General features: G+C 50.1%; 10 protein-coding genes. 9 read left to right on the top strand and 1 reads right to left on the bottom strand.

Annotated features, from left to right (window positions below):
• Positions 1-53 precede the first annotated feature (53 nt).
• The 8 genes from A7975_RS15670 (at position 54) to A7975_RS15635 (ending at position 12277) form a co-directional block, all read left to right on the top strand.
• A complete protein-coding gene (locus tag A7975_RS15670; RefSeq protein WP_053372382.1) occupies positions 54-1085 on the top strand; it encodes a glycosyltransferase family 4 protein in 1032 nt (343 codons plus the stop codon).
• Between the two features lie 3 nt (positions 1086-1088).
• Positions 1089-1988: a glycosyltransferase gene (locus A7975_RS15665; RefSeq protein ID WP_053372381.1), complete on the top strand. Its 900-nt coding sequence runs from the start codon at positions 1089-1091 to the stop codon at positions 1986-1988.
• 4 nt (positions 1989-1992) lie between these two features.
• Entirely contained in the window at positions 1993-3345 is a 1353-nt protein-coding gene (locus A7975_RS15660) for an oligosaccharide flippase family protein (RefSeq protein WP_065385692.1), read from the top strand.
• 1 nt (position 3346) lies between these two features.
• A complete protein-coding gene (locus A7975_RS15655) occupies positions 3347-4303 on the top strand; it encodes a polysaccharide pyruvyl transferase family protein (protein ID WP_065385691.1) in 957 nt (318 codons plus the stop codon).
• A gap of 1026 nt (positions 4304-5329) precedes the next feature.
• On the top strand, positions 5330-6700 hold the full coding sequence (locus A7975_RS15650) for a sugar phosphate nucleotidyltransferase (RefSeq protein ID WP_065385690.1): 1371 nt from the start codon (positions 5330-5332) through the stop codon (positions 6698-6700).
• 29 nt (positions 6701-6729) lie between these two features.
• On the top strand, positions 6730-8070 hold the full coding sequence (locus A7975_RS15645) for a UDP-glucose dehydrogenase family protein (protein ID WP_053372377.1): 1341 nt from the start codon (positions 6730-6732) through the stop codon (positions 8068-8070).
• Positions 8071-8100: 30 nt separating this feature from the next.
• Positions 8101-11340 (top strand): DUF1542 domain-containing protein, encoded by a 3240-nt coding sequence (locus A7975_RS15640; protein ID WP_065385689.1) that lies wholly within the window; start codon positions 8101-8103, stop codon positions 11338-11340.
• A gap of 79 nt (positions 11341-11419) precedes the next feature.
• Complete coding sequence (locus A7975_RS15635) at positions 11420-12277, top strand: hypothetical protein (RefSeq protein WP_065385688.1); 858 nt, start codon at positions 11420-11422, stop codon at positions 12275-12277.
• A gap of 11 nt (positions 12278-12288) precedes the next feature.
• On the opposite strand, the gene A7975_RS15630 is transcribed toward A7975_RS15635, so the two are convergent.
• Positions 12289-12645, bottom strand: coding sequence for a helix-turn-helix domain-containing protein (locus tag A7975_RS15630; RefSeq protein ID WP_053372374.1), 357 nt, complete (start codon positions 12643-12645; stop codon positions 12289-12291).
• Between the two features lie 344 nt (positions 12646-12989).
• Here A7975_RS15630 and A7975_RS15625 point away from each other — a divergent pair, with 344 nt between their 5' ends.
• The gene (locus A7975_RS15625; protein ID WP_053372373.1) at positions 12990-15314 is read left to right on the top strand and encodes a helix-turn-helix domain-containing protein; all 2325 of its coding nucleotides are present in this window, start codon (positions 12990-12992) and stop codon (positions 15312-15314) included.
• Positions 15315-15561: the final 247 nt, after the last annotated feature.

Genomic DNA, 15561 nt, shown 5'->3' with positions numbered 1-15561 from the left:
TTGGAGGAATATCCAGCGGCAATGATTCAGGTTAGGCTAGGGAGCGTATGGCGATGAAAGTATGGATGTGGCCAAAATCGAGTGATTTGAACTTTTACAATGATTTGTTAACGAATTCGCTGAGCGGCGCAGGTATGGAAGTAAAGGATTTGAAGCATGGCAAGCTGATGCTGAAGGTCGGCGGGACGAGAGCAGGAGACATTGTCCATATCCACTGGATGCATCATGCCTATCAAAATCGCAATTTGCTGCTGTTCATCGTAAAATCGTTCATTTTTTTCATGACGATGGTTTATTTGAAGGTGCGCAAGGTGCAGCTTGTCTGGACGATTCATAACCTGTATCCGCATCAAGTGAAATATAAGAAGCTGGAGCGCTTCATGCGCGGGTTGATTTGCAAATTTTGCAGCAAGCTGCTGGTAGCGTCCGAGTCGATCAAACGAAAGGTCATGATGGAATTCGGAGTTCCGGCAAGCAAGCTTTTTGTGGTGAAGCACGGACATTATCTGGGCGTTTATAAGCCAAAGGGCATCGATTGCAGGAAGGCTTACGGCATTAGCGAGGATGCGGATATTTATTTGTTCTTAGGCGCGATTAAAGCCTATAAAGGCGTCGAGGACTTAATAGAAGCTTTCAATGCGGTGAAGACGAAGCAGTCCTATCTGATCGTAGCCGGCAAAGCGGACAAGCAGATGGAGTCTTATTTGAAGCGTGTAGAGGATAAGGAAAATATGATTTTGGATTTGCGCTTCATTCCAAATGAAGAGGTTGCCGATCTGATCAGCGCCGTCGACGTGATGGTCATGCCGTACAAGGAGATTACGACATCAGGCTCGGCGATTCTCGGCTTGTCGTTCCGAAAGCTGATCGTCATGCCGGACAATGATTTTATCGACGAGTACTTCAAGGAAGACATGGTCGTGAGCTACAACCCGAATGATTACAACGGCTTGGAGAATGCGATGAAAGCAGCCTTGAACGTGAAGCGGGAGCAGCGCTCGCCGCAGTATGAAGAGGTGCTGAAGGAACTCGAATGGAGCACGATTGCGCAAAAGATAAAAAACGTTTACCAAGGATGGGGATAAAGGATGAAGGTAACGGTGGCCATCTGCACCCATAACCGGGCAAAGGATACGGGAGAAGCGATTGAAAGCGTCCTTGCTCAAAGCTATGAGCGGGAGCAAATTGAAATTGTCGTCATCGACAATCGTTCGACGGACAATACGGCAGAAGTCGTAGGCGGGCTGGCGCGGATTCATGGTCCGGCCGTGCGCTATATTTTTGAGGATAAGCTCGGGTTATCGGTGGCACGCAACCGGGCGATTAAGGAAGCGAGAGGCGAATATATTCTCTTCCTGGATGATGATGCGATCGCCTCCCGCCACTGGGTGCGGCAAATTGTGGAGGTTTTCGAGAGCGATCCGCTGATCGGCTGCGTAGGCGGCAAAATCGATCCGATCTGGGAAGCAGCGGAGCCCGATTGGATTCCGAAGGAGCATCGCTCGGTTTTTACGATTCTCGATTATTCGAATGAAATTAAGGAAATGCCGGCGCCGGCGATTCCATACGGAGCTAACGTTGCTTTCCGAGCCAGCGTCTTTCGGAAGTTCAAGCCTTTCCGCGAGGATCTTGGACGGGTCGGCAACAATCTGCTGTCGAGCGAGGAGAGCGAGCTGATTGCACGGATTCGTGAGAGCTATAAGGTGTACTATACGCCGTTCGCGCCCGTCCAGCACAAAATCGCCAAAGAGCGCACGACGAAAAAATGGTTTTTAAAGCGGATCTATTGGCAGGGAGTCAGCGATGCAGTGAAGCGGCAGGATCGAAGCATCCTTGCCGTTGTGAAGCATTCGATTCGAATGGTTCAGGCGATCGGAACGTCGCTGCTGTCTATCTTTCATTTTAAGAGATTCATTAGCCAGGTTGTGAAAATATGTTACCGCAACGGATCGCTGGTCGGCATCCTGCGATATAACGGTAGGGGTTGACTTGATGTCACAGCTTGCCATTCATAAAGCTTGGAAGGGCAACGGACTCGTACAGACGATTATGCGGACTAGCGCGACTAATTTATTAGTGATGGTCATTAGTACGCTGACCTCGATCGTAACGGCGCGCATGTTCGGCGTTGTCGGGAAAGGCGAGTTCTCAGCTATCTTATTTTGGCCGACGCTGCTCGCTGGTCTCGTAGGGTTCGGCTTGCCAACCTCGCTTATTTATAACATGAAACAAAATAAAGGCAGCGGCGGCGATTTTGTCAGGGCGGGCTTCCTCTTCCAAATTCCGGTCAGCATCGTCATTGGCGCGGTTGCTTGGATTTGGCTGCCGGTCTGGCTTGGCAATTACCCCGCTGACATCGTTCAAATCGCTAGATGGTATACGGTGCTCATGCTGCCGATCCTGCTTGCGATCAATTTAATATCGGCTCTGGCACAGAGCACAAGCAAGTTCAACGTATACAACGGCGTACGCTTATATGTTCCGCTGTTCAACCTGGCGGGACTCATGGTGCTATGGGCGATCGGGGATTTAAGTCTTCAGAACGCTTCGCTCATCTTTCTTGTGACTAGCGTGCTTGTCGTATCGTGGTCCTTATACAGCATAAGGGATGCGCTCCGCATCAACTGGCTGAAGGGGCTTGGCAATCGGTTGGCGGCCAAGGCGCTGTTCGGCTACGGCAGCAAGGTATTCGGGGTAGAGCTGCTCGGCACGCTGTACTCGCAGTTCGATAAAATCGTCATTCTATCGATGCTGACAGCGAGGGATCTTGGGCTTTACACGGTCGTTTATGCGCTGTCTCGCGTATTCAATGTCGTGCAGATGGCGATTACGAATGTTGTGTTTCCAAAGGTAACCGGCATGGACAAGTCAGCCATTATCGCTACGGTTGGCAGGGCATTTCGGTTATCGATGCTGCTGATGACGATCGTCGTTATTCCGAGCATGTTCATCGGCCGTTATCTGATGGGCATCCTGTTCGGAGCGCCGTTCCTCGAAGCAAGCAATGCCTTCTACCTGCTGTCTATCGAATGCATTCTCGGAGGAGGCTCTTGGATTCTAGCCTCCGCTTTTAATGCGATGGGACGGCCAGGGCTTGTGCTGGTGCGCCAGTTGATTGCCTTGGCGGCAACGATCGGTTTGTTTTTTGTGTTTACGCCGTTGTATGGGCTGAACGGCATCGCGCTCGCCTTATTGATCGGCGCTGTCATCCGCATGGCGGTAACGATGACGTCGATGCGGTTGATTTTTCAAGTAAGGCTTAGCAATATGCTGTTTGATAAAAATGATTTCCGTTTTCTGATCAATCGTTTGAAAGAGAAAAAACAACGTAAAGGAGCGCGCTGATATGCTAGTGGAAACGAACATACACCCGATGGAGGGTCTAAAGAGGCAGCTTCTCCAAATACTGAAGGTCATTCCGCCTGGCTCAAGCATTTATTATGTCGATTATCCGGTATACAACAATGGCGGGGATCTGCTGATTATGAAAGGGGCAGAGGCTTTTTTCAAAGACAATCATATCCGCGTTGCGGCGCGGTACAGCGTCCTTGATTTTCCAGACAAGCTGACGATTCCAAACGATCAGATTATCGTGCTGCAGGGCGGAGGAAACTTCGGCGATCTGTATCCGGTTCATCAGAAGCTGCGTGAGAAGATCGTTGTCAGCTATCCAAACCATCGGATCGTATTGCTTCCGCAGACGATTTACTTTAAGAGCGATGCGGAGTATGAGCGGACAGCGCGCCTCTTCAATAGCCATAAGGATACGCATCTCTTCGTACGGGACACCTTAACCTATGATTTGGCGGTGCAAAAATTTCACAAATGCTGCGTTTATTTATCGCCGGACATGGCGCATCAGCTATGGCCGATTTTGCCGAAGAGCAGCCCGGGCAAGGAGCTGCTTTGCTTCTTCCGCACCGACATCGAGAAGACGAGCGAGCAGGAGAGCTTTGAAGCGGTAGGGCGGGGCGATCATTTGGACTGGGCTTCCCTCTACAACCGAGTGGAGAAAAAGTCGATTAGGGTGATCGGACAAATGATGACCAAGAGCGGCGTTCCGCTGCCGATGCAGGCGATATGGGGCAAGTATTCCGATTATTTGGTCGATAAAGCAGTCAAGCGCTTCAGCGGCTACCGCGTCGTGCAAACCTCAAGGCTGCATGGACATATTTTGTCCTGCTTGATGGACAAGCCTAACACGCTGCTCGACAATTCATACGGCAAAAACTCGAATTACTATAATACATGGACCAGCAGCGTGAAGTCGGCTCAATTAGTGGTGAGTAACGAAGCTAACTAGCCGGTGCTGCTCCTGTTGACTATATCGTTTAGAAAAATGCTGCTTATGCGGCGGGTTTAGTGTCGAAGGGAAGATAGTTCAGCGGATGGATGCATAGCGCGTTCGTGAATGCGGGCGTTAGCAAGGCGAGAGAGCTGCGCGGGAGAGGGAGAGTTAACGGGAAAAACTCCTGTTAATGTAACCTCTACTCGGCGTATAGATGCAATTAGCTGGAAATCCTCCATGTAATTTGGGGGATTTCTTAATTTTAAGGCCATCTTAGCGGAATTAGCGGGAGAAAGTCCTGTTAAGTGCGCTATGAGGCTGGATATGAGCAAATTAGCTGGAGCTTTTCCTGTTATTTAATGAGATAGCGCGTATGTGCGTAGCTTTCGAAGCAAGTTTTGTTGCGAAGACGTTCAGGTAGTAAATGCTCCACAAAACGAAGCTTATGCTTTCGAAGCAAGTTTTGTTGCGAAGACGTTCAGGTAGTAAATGCTCCACAAAACGAAGCTTATGCTTTCGAAGCAAGTTTTGTTGCGAAGACGTTCAGGTAGTAAATGCTCCACAAAACTAAGCTTATGCTTTCGAAGCAAGTTTTGTTGCGAAGACGTTCAGGTAGTAAATGCTCCACAAAACGAAGCTTATGCTTTCGAAGCAAGTTTTGTTGCGAAGACGTTCAGGTAGTAAATGCTCCACAAAACTAAGCTTATGCTTTCGAAGCAAGTTTTGTTGCGAAGACGTTCAGGTAGTAAATGCTCCACAAAACGAAGCTTATGCTTTCGAAGCAAGTTTTGTTGCGAAGACGTTCAGGTAGTAAATGCTCCACAAAACTAAGCTTATGCTTTCGAAGCAAGTTTTGTTGCGAAGACGTTCAGGTAGTAAATGCTCCACAAAACGAAGCTTATGCTTTCGAAGCAAGTTTTGTTGCGAAGACGTTCAGGTAGTAAATGCTCCACAAAACTAAGCTTATGCTTTCGAAGCAAGTTTTGTTGCGAAGACGTTCAGGTAGTAAATGCTCCACAAAACTTTTTAGGGGGAATCAGCATGAAAATTGTTCTTCTATCAGGTGGTTCGGGCAAGCGGCTGTGGCCGTTGTCGAATGAGTCGCGGTCCAAGCAGTTTCTGAAGGTGCTCAAAAACGCCAATGACGAGCGTGAATCGATGGTTCAGCGCGTATGGGGACAAATATCGAATGCGGGGCTTCGCGAGCATGCTTACATCGCAACTAGCAAACCGCAGGTGGATATGATCCATAGCCAGCTCGGAAGCGAGATCGAAGTGATCGTCGAGCCGGAGAGAAGAGATACCTTCCCGGCTATCGCGCTGGCAGCAACCTATTTATACTCGGTGCAAGGCGTAAGCCTGAACGAGACGGTAGTTGTCATGCCGGTCGATCCTTATGTAGAGGAATCATTTTTCCAGAAAACGAAGGAGCTAGAGCTGGTTCTGAATGAATCGGGTGCTGATTTGGCGCTTATGGGCGTCAAACCGACCTACCCTTCCGAGAAGTACGGCTATATCGTTCCGGAACAATCCGCCGAAGCGGATGAGTCCTATGTGAATGTACACAGCTTTAGAGAAAAACCCCGCGAAGAAGAAGCGGCAGCGATGATTGAGCAGGCTGCGCTTTGGAACTGCGGGGTTTTTGCATTCAAGCTCGATTTTCTCATAAACATCCTGATCGCCAATGAATTCCCGATTCAATACGACGAAATGCTGAAGCAGTACGGCAAGCTTCCTAAGAACAGCTTCGACTATGAAATTGTTGAGAAATCGAATCATATCGTGGCGCTGCCTTATGAGGGCGATTGGAAGGACCTTGGCACATGGAATACGCTGACCGAGGAAATCGAAACGCCGCTTATCGGCAAAGGAATCATTACCGGCGACTCGTTAAATACGCATGTCATCAATGAACTGGACATTCCGATTACGCTGCTGAACGTATCAAACGTCGTTGTTGCAGCAAGCCCTGACGGCATTCTCGTATCGGATAAAGCTTCAAGCCCAATGATCAAGGAAGTCATGAAGCATTCGGACCAGCGCCCGATGTATGAGGAACGGCGCTGGGGACGCTACCGGGTGCTCGATTACTTAAAATATCCGGATGGCAAGGAAGTATTGACGAAGCGGATTTGCGTAGCGCAAGGCCAAAACTTGAGCTACCAATATCATTTGCTGAGAGATGAGGTATGGACAATCGTTGCGGGTCAAGGAACGATGGTTCTCAACGGGAAGAGCTTTGTCGTGAAATCAGGCGACGTATTGACGATCTCCAAAGAAAGCCTGCACAGCCTGCGCGCGGAGACGGAAATGGACATTATCGAAATTCAAACGGGCTCGGAGCTTATTGAAGAAGATATCGTCCGGCTGGCTTTTGATTGGAAAGAAATTTTGGGACTTTGCACCGTATAAACGAAAAATGCGATGAAGGAGCGATAAGCATGAACATTACGGTTATTGGAACCGGCTACGTCGGGCTTGTATCAGGCGTTTGTTATGCCGAGCTAGGCAACCGAGTCATCTGCGTGGATAAGGACCCGCGCAAGATCGATACATTAAATGCCGGCGGCATTCCGATTTATGAGCCTGGCCTTAAGGAGCTGGCATCGGCGAATCGCGAGGCAGGAATGCTATCGTTCACGACCGATTTGCCAAGTGCGGTGCGCCAATCGGACATTATCATTTTAGCGGTAGGAACGCCGCCGCTGCCAAACGGCGAGGCGAACCTCTCTTATATTAACCAAGCGGCCATCGAGATTGCAGAGGCGATGAACGGCTACAAAATTATTGCGGTAAAGAGCACCGTGCCGGTCGGAACAAACGAGCGACTGGCTGAGCTGATCCGCTCCCGCACGAACGAGCGCTTCGACAGCATTTCGCTGCCGGAGTTTTTGCGCGAGGGCTCTGCGATCCAAGATACGCTGCATCCCGATCGGATTATTATCGGAGCCGATTGCCAAAGCGCGTCAGACATTATGACGCTGCTGCACATCCCATTAACCGAGCAAATCGTCGTAACGGATATCCGCAGCGCCGAAATGATCAAATATGCATCCAATGCCTTCCTCGCTACGAAAATATCATTTATTAACGAGATCGCCAACATTTGCGAGAAGGTCGGCGCTGACGTGACGAAGGTAGCGGAAGGCATGGGTTATGACAAGCGAATCGGCCCGTCGTTCCTTAAAGCCGGGATCGGCTATGGAGGCTCTTGCTTCCCGAAGGATACGAGCGCTTTGATTCAAATCGCAGGCCACGTCGACTATGAATTCAAGCTGCTTCGCTCGGTTGTGGAAGTGAATCAGGATCAGCGCTTCAACGTTATCCGCAAGCTGGAGACGATCTTTGACGGCCAGCTGCATGGCAAGACCATTGCGGTATGGGGGCTAGCTTTTAAACCAAATACCGATGATGTGCGAGATTCGCCGGCACTTGAGATCATTCAGCACTTGATCGATAACGGCGTGCAGGTGAGAGCCTATGACCCGATCGCCATCGATAACTTCCGCTCTATTTACCAAATAGAAGGAGTCGAATGGTGCGCCGATGCGATGGAAGCAGCCAAGGATGCGGATGCGCTTTGCTTGTTGACCGAATGGGAGGAGTTCTCGAGGGTCGATCTTGGCCTTCTTCAAAAGGTATTAAAAAATCCAATTCTGATTGACGGCCGCAATGTTTTCGAAGAAGAGCATCTCATTGGAACTGAATTCGTGTATTATTCCGTTGGCCGACCAAGCTTAAACCAAGGCGTGAAGCAGCAAATGCCCGTATTGCAATTTTAGTCCAAACTTATGACTAGAGGTGAACGAAAGATGACGATTAGAAAAAAGGTGACCTTATCCGCGCTTGCGATTTCAATGCTTACCGCTTCACTTGGCGGTTTGCCGCTAAGCCAGAAAGGATTGTATCAGAAGCTCGGAATTATCCAAACGGCAAATGCCGCGGAAACCGAATTGCCGTCTAGCGTGTTCCTGGAGCGCATGAGAGGTCTTTATGACGCGCTTGCAGCGGGCGACAAGACGGATATGCAAGAGGTTAGAAATTTGCGCGATGAAATCGCCGGTCTAGATGAAGCGGTAAATCAGCAGCTGATTGATCCGGTATGGAATAAGATTAGCGCTAAGCTGCCTGAAACCGTAGATCAAGCGGAATTAAAAGCGAGCCTGTTTCGTCTGGTCAAAGCGGTCGGCTCCTTCCGGTATGATCCAAATGCCTCCGATTTGGAGGCCATTCGCACGAACCCGGAATATCGCGCTACCTTGAAGACGATTGCGGCCGCAGGCGGCGACGAAAATATTAGGCTTGATGATTTTCTTGTGTTCCTGTTTGGCGACGGGGGCAGCCGGAAGGGCGTAGAAGGGACGATCGGCAGCTTGCTTGCCGAGAAGACACCGACGGAGCTGATTCAATTGCTAGGCAACAAGCAGGGCATTACGGCTGTCCTGCTTCAAGCGACGGAGAAGCTGCTAGGCGATACGGGTTCCTACAAGTTTAGCTCAATATTGAGCAACCTTGGCGTAACGCCGCAGGATGTAAGGGCAACGGTGCTGAATTTTCAGCTGAAGCTGCAAAAGGATGAACCTGCCATTAGTGCGATGACCGTGGCGTACATTCGATCGGCAGCGAAACCGAATGTGAAAATAACGGCTGACGGGCGCGTGCATACGTATACGCTAAACGTGTTTGGCGTATCGATTATTCCTCTTGTCCTTCAATGGTCGAAGGTATCCGGTGATGCGCAGGTGAGCGTATCGCCAAACGGTGTCGTTTCCATTCCAAGCAATGTTGCAAGCGGCAAGGCTGTTATTCAAGCGAGATTGATCAATCCATACGGCGGCTCGGCGAAGGTTATTTTTGAGCAGGAAGTTTCATTGACGACTGCTCAGGAAGAGGAAACGGAATTCCCTACGGCTCCTTTGATTGAACGTCTGAACAAGCTGCACAGCGCCCTTGCGGCAGGCGATCCGGCTGACATTCAAGCGGTTCGCGATTTGCGGGATGAAATAGCTGGGCTTAATTTTGCAACGGATCAGGCTTTAATTGACCCGATCTGGAACAAGCTCGCTGCCAAGCTGCCGGCAACGGCAGATCAAGCCAAGCTGAAAGAAACCTTGTTCAACATAATGAAGGCTGTTGGCTCGATTCAATATGACCCGCAGGCATCCGGCTTAGAGGCGATTCGTACGAATCCCGAATACCGGGCAGCGCTGAAGGCGCTTGGAGCAGCGGGCGGCGAGCCGAGCTTCGTCGTAGACGATCTTCTGCTATATCTATTCGGCGATGGCGGCGCGAAGCTTGGCGTGGAAGGAACGATTCGGAAGCAGATTGCAGCCTTGTCCTCCACGGAGCTGCTGCGTTTGCTCGGGGACAAGCAAGCGTTTGCCGCGTTGGTGCCTAAAGCGATAGAGCAGCTGCTTGGCGAAACGGATGACTATAAAGTAAGCTCGCTTCTAAGCAGCGTAGGCATTACGCCTAACGAGCTTAACGCGACATTGGCGGCCTTCCAGCTGAAGCTGAAGAAGGATGAGCCGGCTCAAGCAGCGTTGACGATTGCCAGCGTGCGCGCAGGAGCTGTAGAGACGGTAAAAACGAGTGAAGACGGCCGCGAGCAGGCATTTAGCCTAAAAGTATTTGGCGTAGCGGTTCCATCGCTTGCGCTGCGGTGGAGCAAAGTATCCGGAAGCGAAAACGTGAAGGTGGCGGCGAACGGCACGGTTACACTCTCGCGGGGCACGCAAACCGGTTCGGCCGTTATACGTGCGACATTTATTAATCCTTACGGCGGCACAGCGAAGGTTATTTTTGAGAAACAAGTGACGTTAACAGCCGCGGAAGGCGAGGGAGACCACTTCCCTGCCGAGGAATTCCTGAAACGAATGAACAAGCTCCATGCGGCGCTGCTAGCCGGAGATCCGTCGGATGTGAAGGATGTCCGCAACCTTCGCGAAGAGATAACGAAGCTTAGCTTCGCTAAGGATCAAGCGTTGATTGATCCGGTCTGGAACAAAATCAAGGCGAAGCTTCCAGCATCGGTTAATCAAGAGGAGCTGAAGAAGAGCCTATTCCAAATCATTCAAGCAGTAGGCTCCATCCAGTATGATCCGGAGGGCAAGGATCTCGAAGCGATTCGTACGAATCCTGAATTCCGAGCAACATTGAAGACGATTGCGGCAGCAGGCGGCGTAACGACCCTGACGATGGACGACTTCCTATTGCTACTGTTTGGCGATGGCAATGATCGTCCGGGCATTGAAGGAACGGTTCGCGACATCATCTCGGACATGAATACGAAAGAGCTTGCCCAGCTGCTTGGCAATAAGGATAAAATGAATGAAGTGCTAATGGAAGCGATGGCGGAGATTATCGCAGAGAAGGACGACTACGCATTAAGCGAAGCCCTTTACAACTTAGGCGTTAAATCGACGGACATTCGTTCGACGGTTTTGAAATTCCAAGTGAAGCTGAAAAACGATGAGCGTGCGCTTAACGCGTTGACTGTCGCTTATATCCGTTCAGAAGTTATATCGGCTGTAAAAGTAACGGCAAACGGCAGACAGCATGATTACACGCTGAAGCTGTTTGGTAAAGAGCTGCCATATTCATTATTGAGATGGAAGAAAGTATCGGGAAGCAAAGATGTTACCGTTGATTCCAAAGGTAAAGTAACGCTTCCGAAGAAGGTGGCTACAGGCACGGCCGTTATTCAAGCGACGCTGATTAATCCTTACGGAGGCTCGGCTAAAGTAATCTTCCAGCAAGAGGTGACGCTCATTAACGGTGAAGTGGAAACGGATCCTAAGGCTGAGCTGCAAAAGATCGCTCAGGCACTTGATGATAAGCTTGCAGCTATTAACAAGAAGCTGAAAGCAGCGACGAATGACGAGCAAAAAGCGGAGCTGGTTCTAGAGGTTGTGCAGGCAAGAAACGAAGCAGTCAATGCTATCAACAATGTTAAAGCGACTAACTCATTGAAGAACAAAGCGATCAACGAAACAAAAAGCAAGGTCAATAAATTGTTGACCGCTATTATTATGGAAATCATGCGTTCTTAATCTCTAGCCAGTCTTCCTTCTCCGATTGGGGAAGGAAGACTGGCTTCTTTCTATTACAAACGAAAGGTGGTAGCCGCATATGAGTCAACGGCATGCACGAAGGAAGAGGCGTCCCCGCTTTCAAAAACCGGATACCATTAACATTATTTTAGGCTCGTTAACGATTATTCTGATCGTAGCGTGGGGCGGGCTTTATTGGAAGGATTCCTCGCAGCAAGCGCTTATCGTAAGCGCGGATGGAGCAGCGCAGAATGAGCAAGCGGAGCTGATTGACCTTGATGAGGTCGTGACGGATCCGAAAAGCACGCCTCCTGCGGATGAAGCGAAGCCAGCAGTCACAGATAAAGCGGGGCAAGCAACCGATAAACCGGCTGTGGGCGGAGAAGAAGCGGCGCCTCCTGAGAAGGAGACGACTGAGCCGGATAAAGGCTCGGAGCCCGTTCAAACTACGAAGCCTGTCCATACGGCGAAGCCAAATCAAGTGAAGCCAGGCGCTGGCGGCGGAGCGAAACCGGGCACAACAAAGCCAGGCACAACGAAGCCGGGGACGTCAACACCAGGCACGACAAATCCGGAAACGCCAGCCGTAACGGAACCGCCGGTAAATATGTCCGAGAAATACGAGCAAGAAATTATTCAGCTTCAGGCAAAATGCACGCAGGATATGAATGAGGTGCTGGTAGGCGCGGAAGCAAGCATCGAGCAGTTGGATATGTCAGATCCTTATGCGTTTCAGCAGTTGAATCAGAAGTGGATGGACGGTCTTGCGAATGTGGAGAACACATGCAATACGAAATTCCAAGAGAAGATCGACAACGCGGAGAAGGCTGATGTGGATTCAGCGATTACAGAGGAGTGGCAGCAGAAGTTTAGCGCATTGATGCTGCAGCTTCAAGGTGAGTTCGAGGCGAAGCTGCTGCAGCTAATGGGCGGTTAATGACGGATTGATTATTCATCCTTTGGCAAGGTGCGGTCGCGGAGCACACGTTCGAGCAGGCTGCGAATGAGCACCAGATCGTCCCTTTCCAGAGGCACTCCGTCCCAGTGGAGCTGTTCGTAATTCAAATATTCCTTCGCATTATGGTTAAGCTCGATTGGAGGCTCCGGATAATCAGTTAGCCCGAGCAAATAGTCCGCCGATGTGCGCAGCTTACGCGAGATCGTCTGAATGGATTCGATGGTCGGCTGCCGGTACCCGGATTCGTAACCCGCATACGTGCTTTTGGCAACCCCTAAGTAATCGGCCACTTCCTGCATGGTCAATTTCCTCGTTTTACGCAGCTGCTTCAGGCGCTTCGCAAACATCGTAATCCCCCTCTCTCTAACGTCTCTGTTATCTATTTCATTGCTGGTTAAACGCACACATAATTATATCATGTTTACCATTTGCATGTACAAGGGAATGGATCAAATTACCCTTGTCTATTTTAGATAACGTGCAATGCCATCCTCAAAACCTTCCAGAATTGTGAAAAAAATAGATTAAAACGATCGTTCGAAAATAACAAATAGCCTTGCAGGTCAACCACTGGCCTGTAGGGTTCTTTTTTTTTCGCTTCTTATTTGCCTTAAAAGCTATTAAATGATAATGCCGAACTCATATGATGCATATATTAATGAACAAGCTGCATCCCGTGAGGAGGTTGTAAATGAAATCAAGCATTTCGGGAAAAGTGATGACCATCTACGGAAGCATCTTTCTGCTTATTATTGTGTTGACCTTCTGGTTGTCCTACCGGGGAACGGTTGGACCGCTTGAGGCCGATCTGACCAATACGAATCTCGCTCTGCTCAAGCAAGTAGACCAAAAGATCGAAGTCGCATTCCGCCAGACCGAGAAAGATTTGCTTGCACTTATGGAAGAGCTTGAGTTCGTGTATTTCATGCTGGACAGCTACAATGACGACGCCCAAAAATACAGCAACTATTATGGATTAACGACAAAATTAAAAAACTTTATTAACGCGAATCCTACTTTCTCATCCATTTTCGTTTACTCTGCCGTGAACGGCGATATTTTGACCGAGAAGGCCTATATGAATGATATTGCTCCGGTAGACAACTGGCTGGCTGCTTACATGGACATGCCGGGTTATTTCAAGTGGATGACCACCCATCCGGTGTGGGATGGAACGACGACCCAAAACGTGGTCACGCTGGTTCGCTCCTACCCGACGCTAAGCAGTCCGGGCTACCGCAACGGCATCGTTGCCGTCAACATTAACGAGGATGTTCTCTACGGCATGATTAAATCCGTCTATGAGGAAAGCTCGGCTGGCCATCTGTTTATATTCGACGCGGATGGGAAAGTCGTCAGCCACGACGACAAAACGCTGCTATATCAAAATTTGAAGCAGTTGCCTTATATGAAAGACGTGCTCTCGTCAGAAGGCAGCGGCTCCCTATCAATCAAGCTGGACGGCGTTCCGCAAACGGTGTTTTACCGGACATCCGCCTATACGGGGTGGAAAATGGTCAGCATTATGCCGGAATCGCAAATTTACGAGCCGCTCCAGATTACACGCAATCTGCTGTTCATATTAGCTGGTGCTATGGTCGTCCTTGCGTTAATTGTGCTGTTCTACGTCAACCGCTTAACGTTCAAGCCGCTTGACCGGCTGGTTGGCAAGCTTGCAGGCACCTATCAGCCGGATAAGAAGCGCGGATTCGATACGGCGGGCTTCACCTATTTGGAGACGGTGTTCGAGCAGATGATGGAGGACCGGGAGCATTTGGAGAAGCATGTGCGCGATTCCAAGTCCGTGCTCAAATGGAGATTGATCATGGATATGCTGACCGGCTACCGAACGGACTACCAAGCTTTGCGGCATCACCTTGAATTTACCGGCATTAAGCTCTATTCGGAGCGCTACCTTGTATGCACGGCGGAAATAGGCAAAGCGGAAGGCAGCTTGAGCCCGCGCGATGAAACGCTTTATACGTATGTGTTTTGCAACGTGGCGGAGGAGCTGATGGGCAAGGAGGATGCGGGCGTCGCTATCGATTTGGGCGGCGGACGGGCGGCGCTTGTGTTTAGCTTCGCGGAAGGCGAAGCGGAGCAAAACCATTTGCGCGCGCTTGCTATTTTGGAATGGATACTGGAGGTCATTAAGAAGCAATTCGGCTTAGTCGCCACGGTTGGCGTCGGCAGATGCGTCAAGGAATTGGGCGATATTCAAAGCTCCTACGGCGAATCGCTTAAGGCGCTTCGCTACAAGATGCTTTTTGGCAGCCATTCGGTCATTTCAATCGAGGATTTGCAGCCGCCGGACAGTCAGGACTATTACCGATTGAACCGGAAGGCGACGCGGATTATGGAGGCGCTCAAGCAGACGGATACGGACAAAATGAAGGAGGATGTGCATCAAGCCTTCGAGAAGGCGGTGGAGCTTGGCTTGCCCCCCGACCTTATCCGTCAGTTTTCGTTCGATTTAATTGTGAAGGCGCTGCAGGTTGCGGATGCAATCGGGATCGGTCCCGAGGAGTCGATGGGCAACTTGGACAGCATTTACGAGAAGATCGAGCGCAGCGAGAATTGGAAGCAGGCAGAGAGCCTCGTCCTCGCCGTTCTTGAGGAGCTGGCGGCCAAGCTTACGAGCAAACGCAGCCAGAGAGGAAAAAACGACACGATTGAGCGGATGCTTACATACATTCAAGCCCATTACCATGAAAATGATTTGTCGCTCGACCTTCTAGCCGAACAGTTTCATTTGAGCCCGACCTACATCAGCAAGCAGTTCAAGGAATATACCGAGCGCAACTTCATCGACTATCTAATCGAAATTCGTATTGACGCCTCGAAAGCGCTGCTGGCCGACACGGATAAGAAGGTGAACGACATCGCGGAGGCGATTGGGTATATGAATACCCGGAGCTTCCTGCGGACGTTTAAAAAATATACGGGGATGACACCGACAGAGTTCCGCGAGCACGCCATCAGGAAGCTATCGGGGCAAGATACGGAGCAAACGTAAGACCGGTGGCACACTTCCATAGCGGAGGCGTCGCCCCGGTTTTTTCTTTGCTATGGCGGGCTTTGTCACGTGTCACAGCAAAAGAATGAACCTGTTCAAGAAAGGTGACTGCGCCATTTCACAATAAAAGAGACCAGTCACAGAACATGTCTATTTCCAGCTTTCCGCGCTTTGTGTACGATCGAATCGTAGACGGAACATAAAGGGGGGGAGGACGATTTGGATACGGCTTAAGCGGGATCGTCAC

The organism is Bacillus sp. FJAT-26390, from assembly GCF_001682865.1.
Taxonomy (GTDB): Bacteria; Bacillota; Bacilli; order Paenibacillales; family Paenibacillaceae; genus Pristimantibacillus.
This window is presented reverse-complemented; position numbering and strand designations above follow the sequence as displayed.

Bases quoted from the DNA above. Each gene is read 5' to 3' on its own strand.
- A7975_RS15670 (WP_053372382.1), top strand. From the start codon at position 54: ATGAAAGTATGGATGTGGCCAAAATCGAGTGATTTGAACTTTTACAAT.
- A7975_RS15640 (WP_065385689.1), top strand. From the start codon at position 8,101: ATGACGATTAGAAAAAAGGTGACCTTATCCGCGCTTGCGATTTCAATG.
- A7975_RS15650 (WP_065385690.1), top strand. From the start codon at position 5,330: ATGAAAATTGTTCTTCTATCAGGTGGTTCGGGCAAGCGGCTGTGGCCG.
- A7975_RS15635 (WP_065385688.1), top strand. From the start codon at position 11,420: ATGAGTCAACGGCATGCACGAAGGAAGAGGCGTCCCCGCTTTCAAAAA.
- A7975_RS15660 (WP_065385692.1), top strand. From the start codon at position 1,993: ATGTCACAGCTTGCCATTCATAAAGCTTGGAAGGGCAACGGACTCGTA.
- A7975_RS15665 (WP_053372381.1), top strand. From the start codon at position 1,089: ATGAAGGTAACGGTGGCCATCTGCACCCATAACCGGGCAAAGGATACG.
- A7975_RS15645 (WP_053372377.1), top strand. From the start codon at position 6,730: ATGAACATTACGGTTATTGGAACCGGCTACGTCGGGCTTGTATCAGGC.
- A7975_RS15630 (WP_053372374.1), bottom strand. From the start codon at position 12,645: ATGTTTGCGAAGCGCCTGAAGCAGCTGCGTAAAACGAGGAAATTGACC.
- A7975_RS15655 (WP_065385691.1), top strand. From the start codon at position 3,347: ATGCTAGTGGAAACGAACATACACCCGATGGAGGGTCTAAAGAGGCAG.
- A7975_RS15625 (WP_053372373.1), top strand. From the start codon at position 12,990: ATGAAATCAAGCATTTCGGGAAAAGTGATGACCATCTACGGAAGCATC.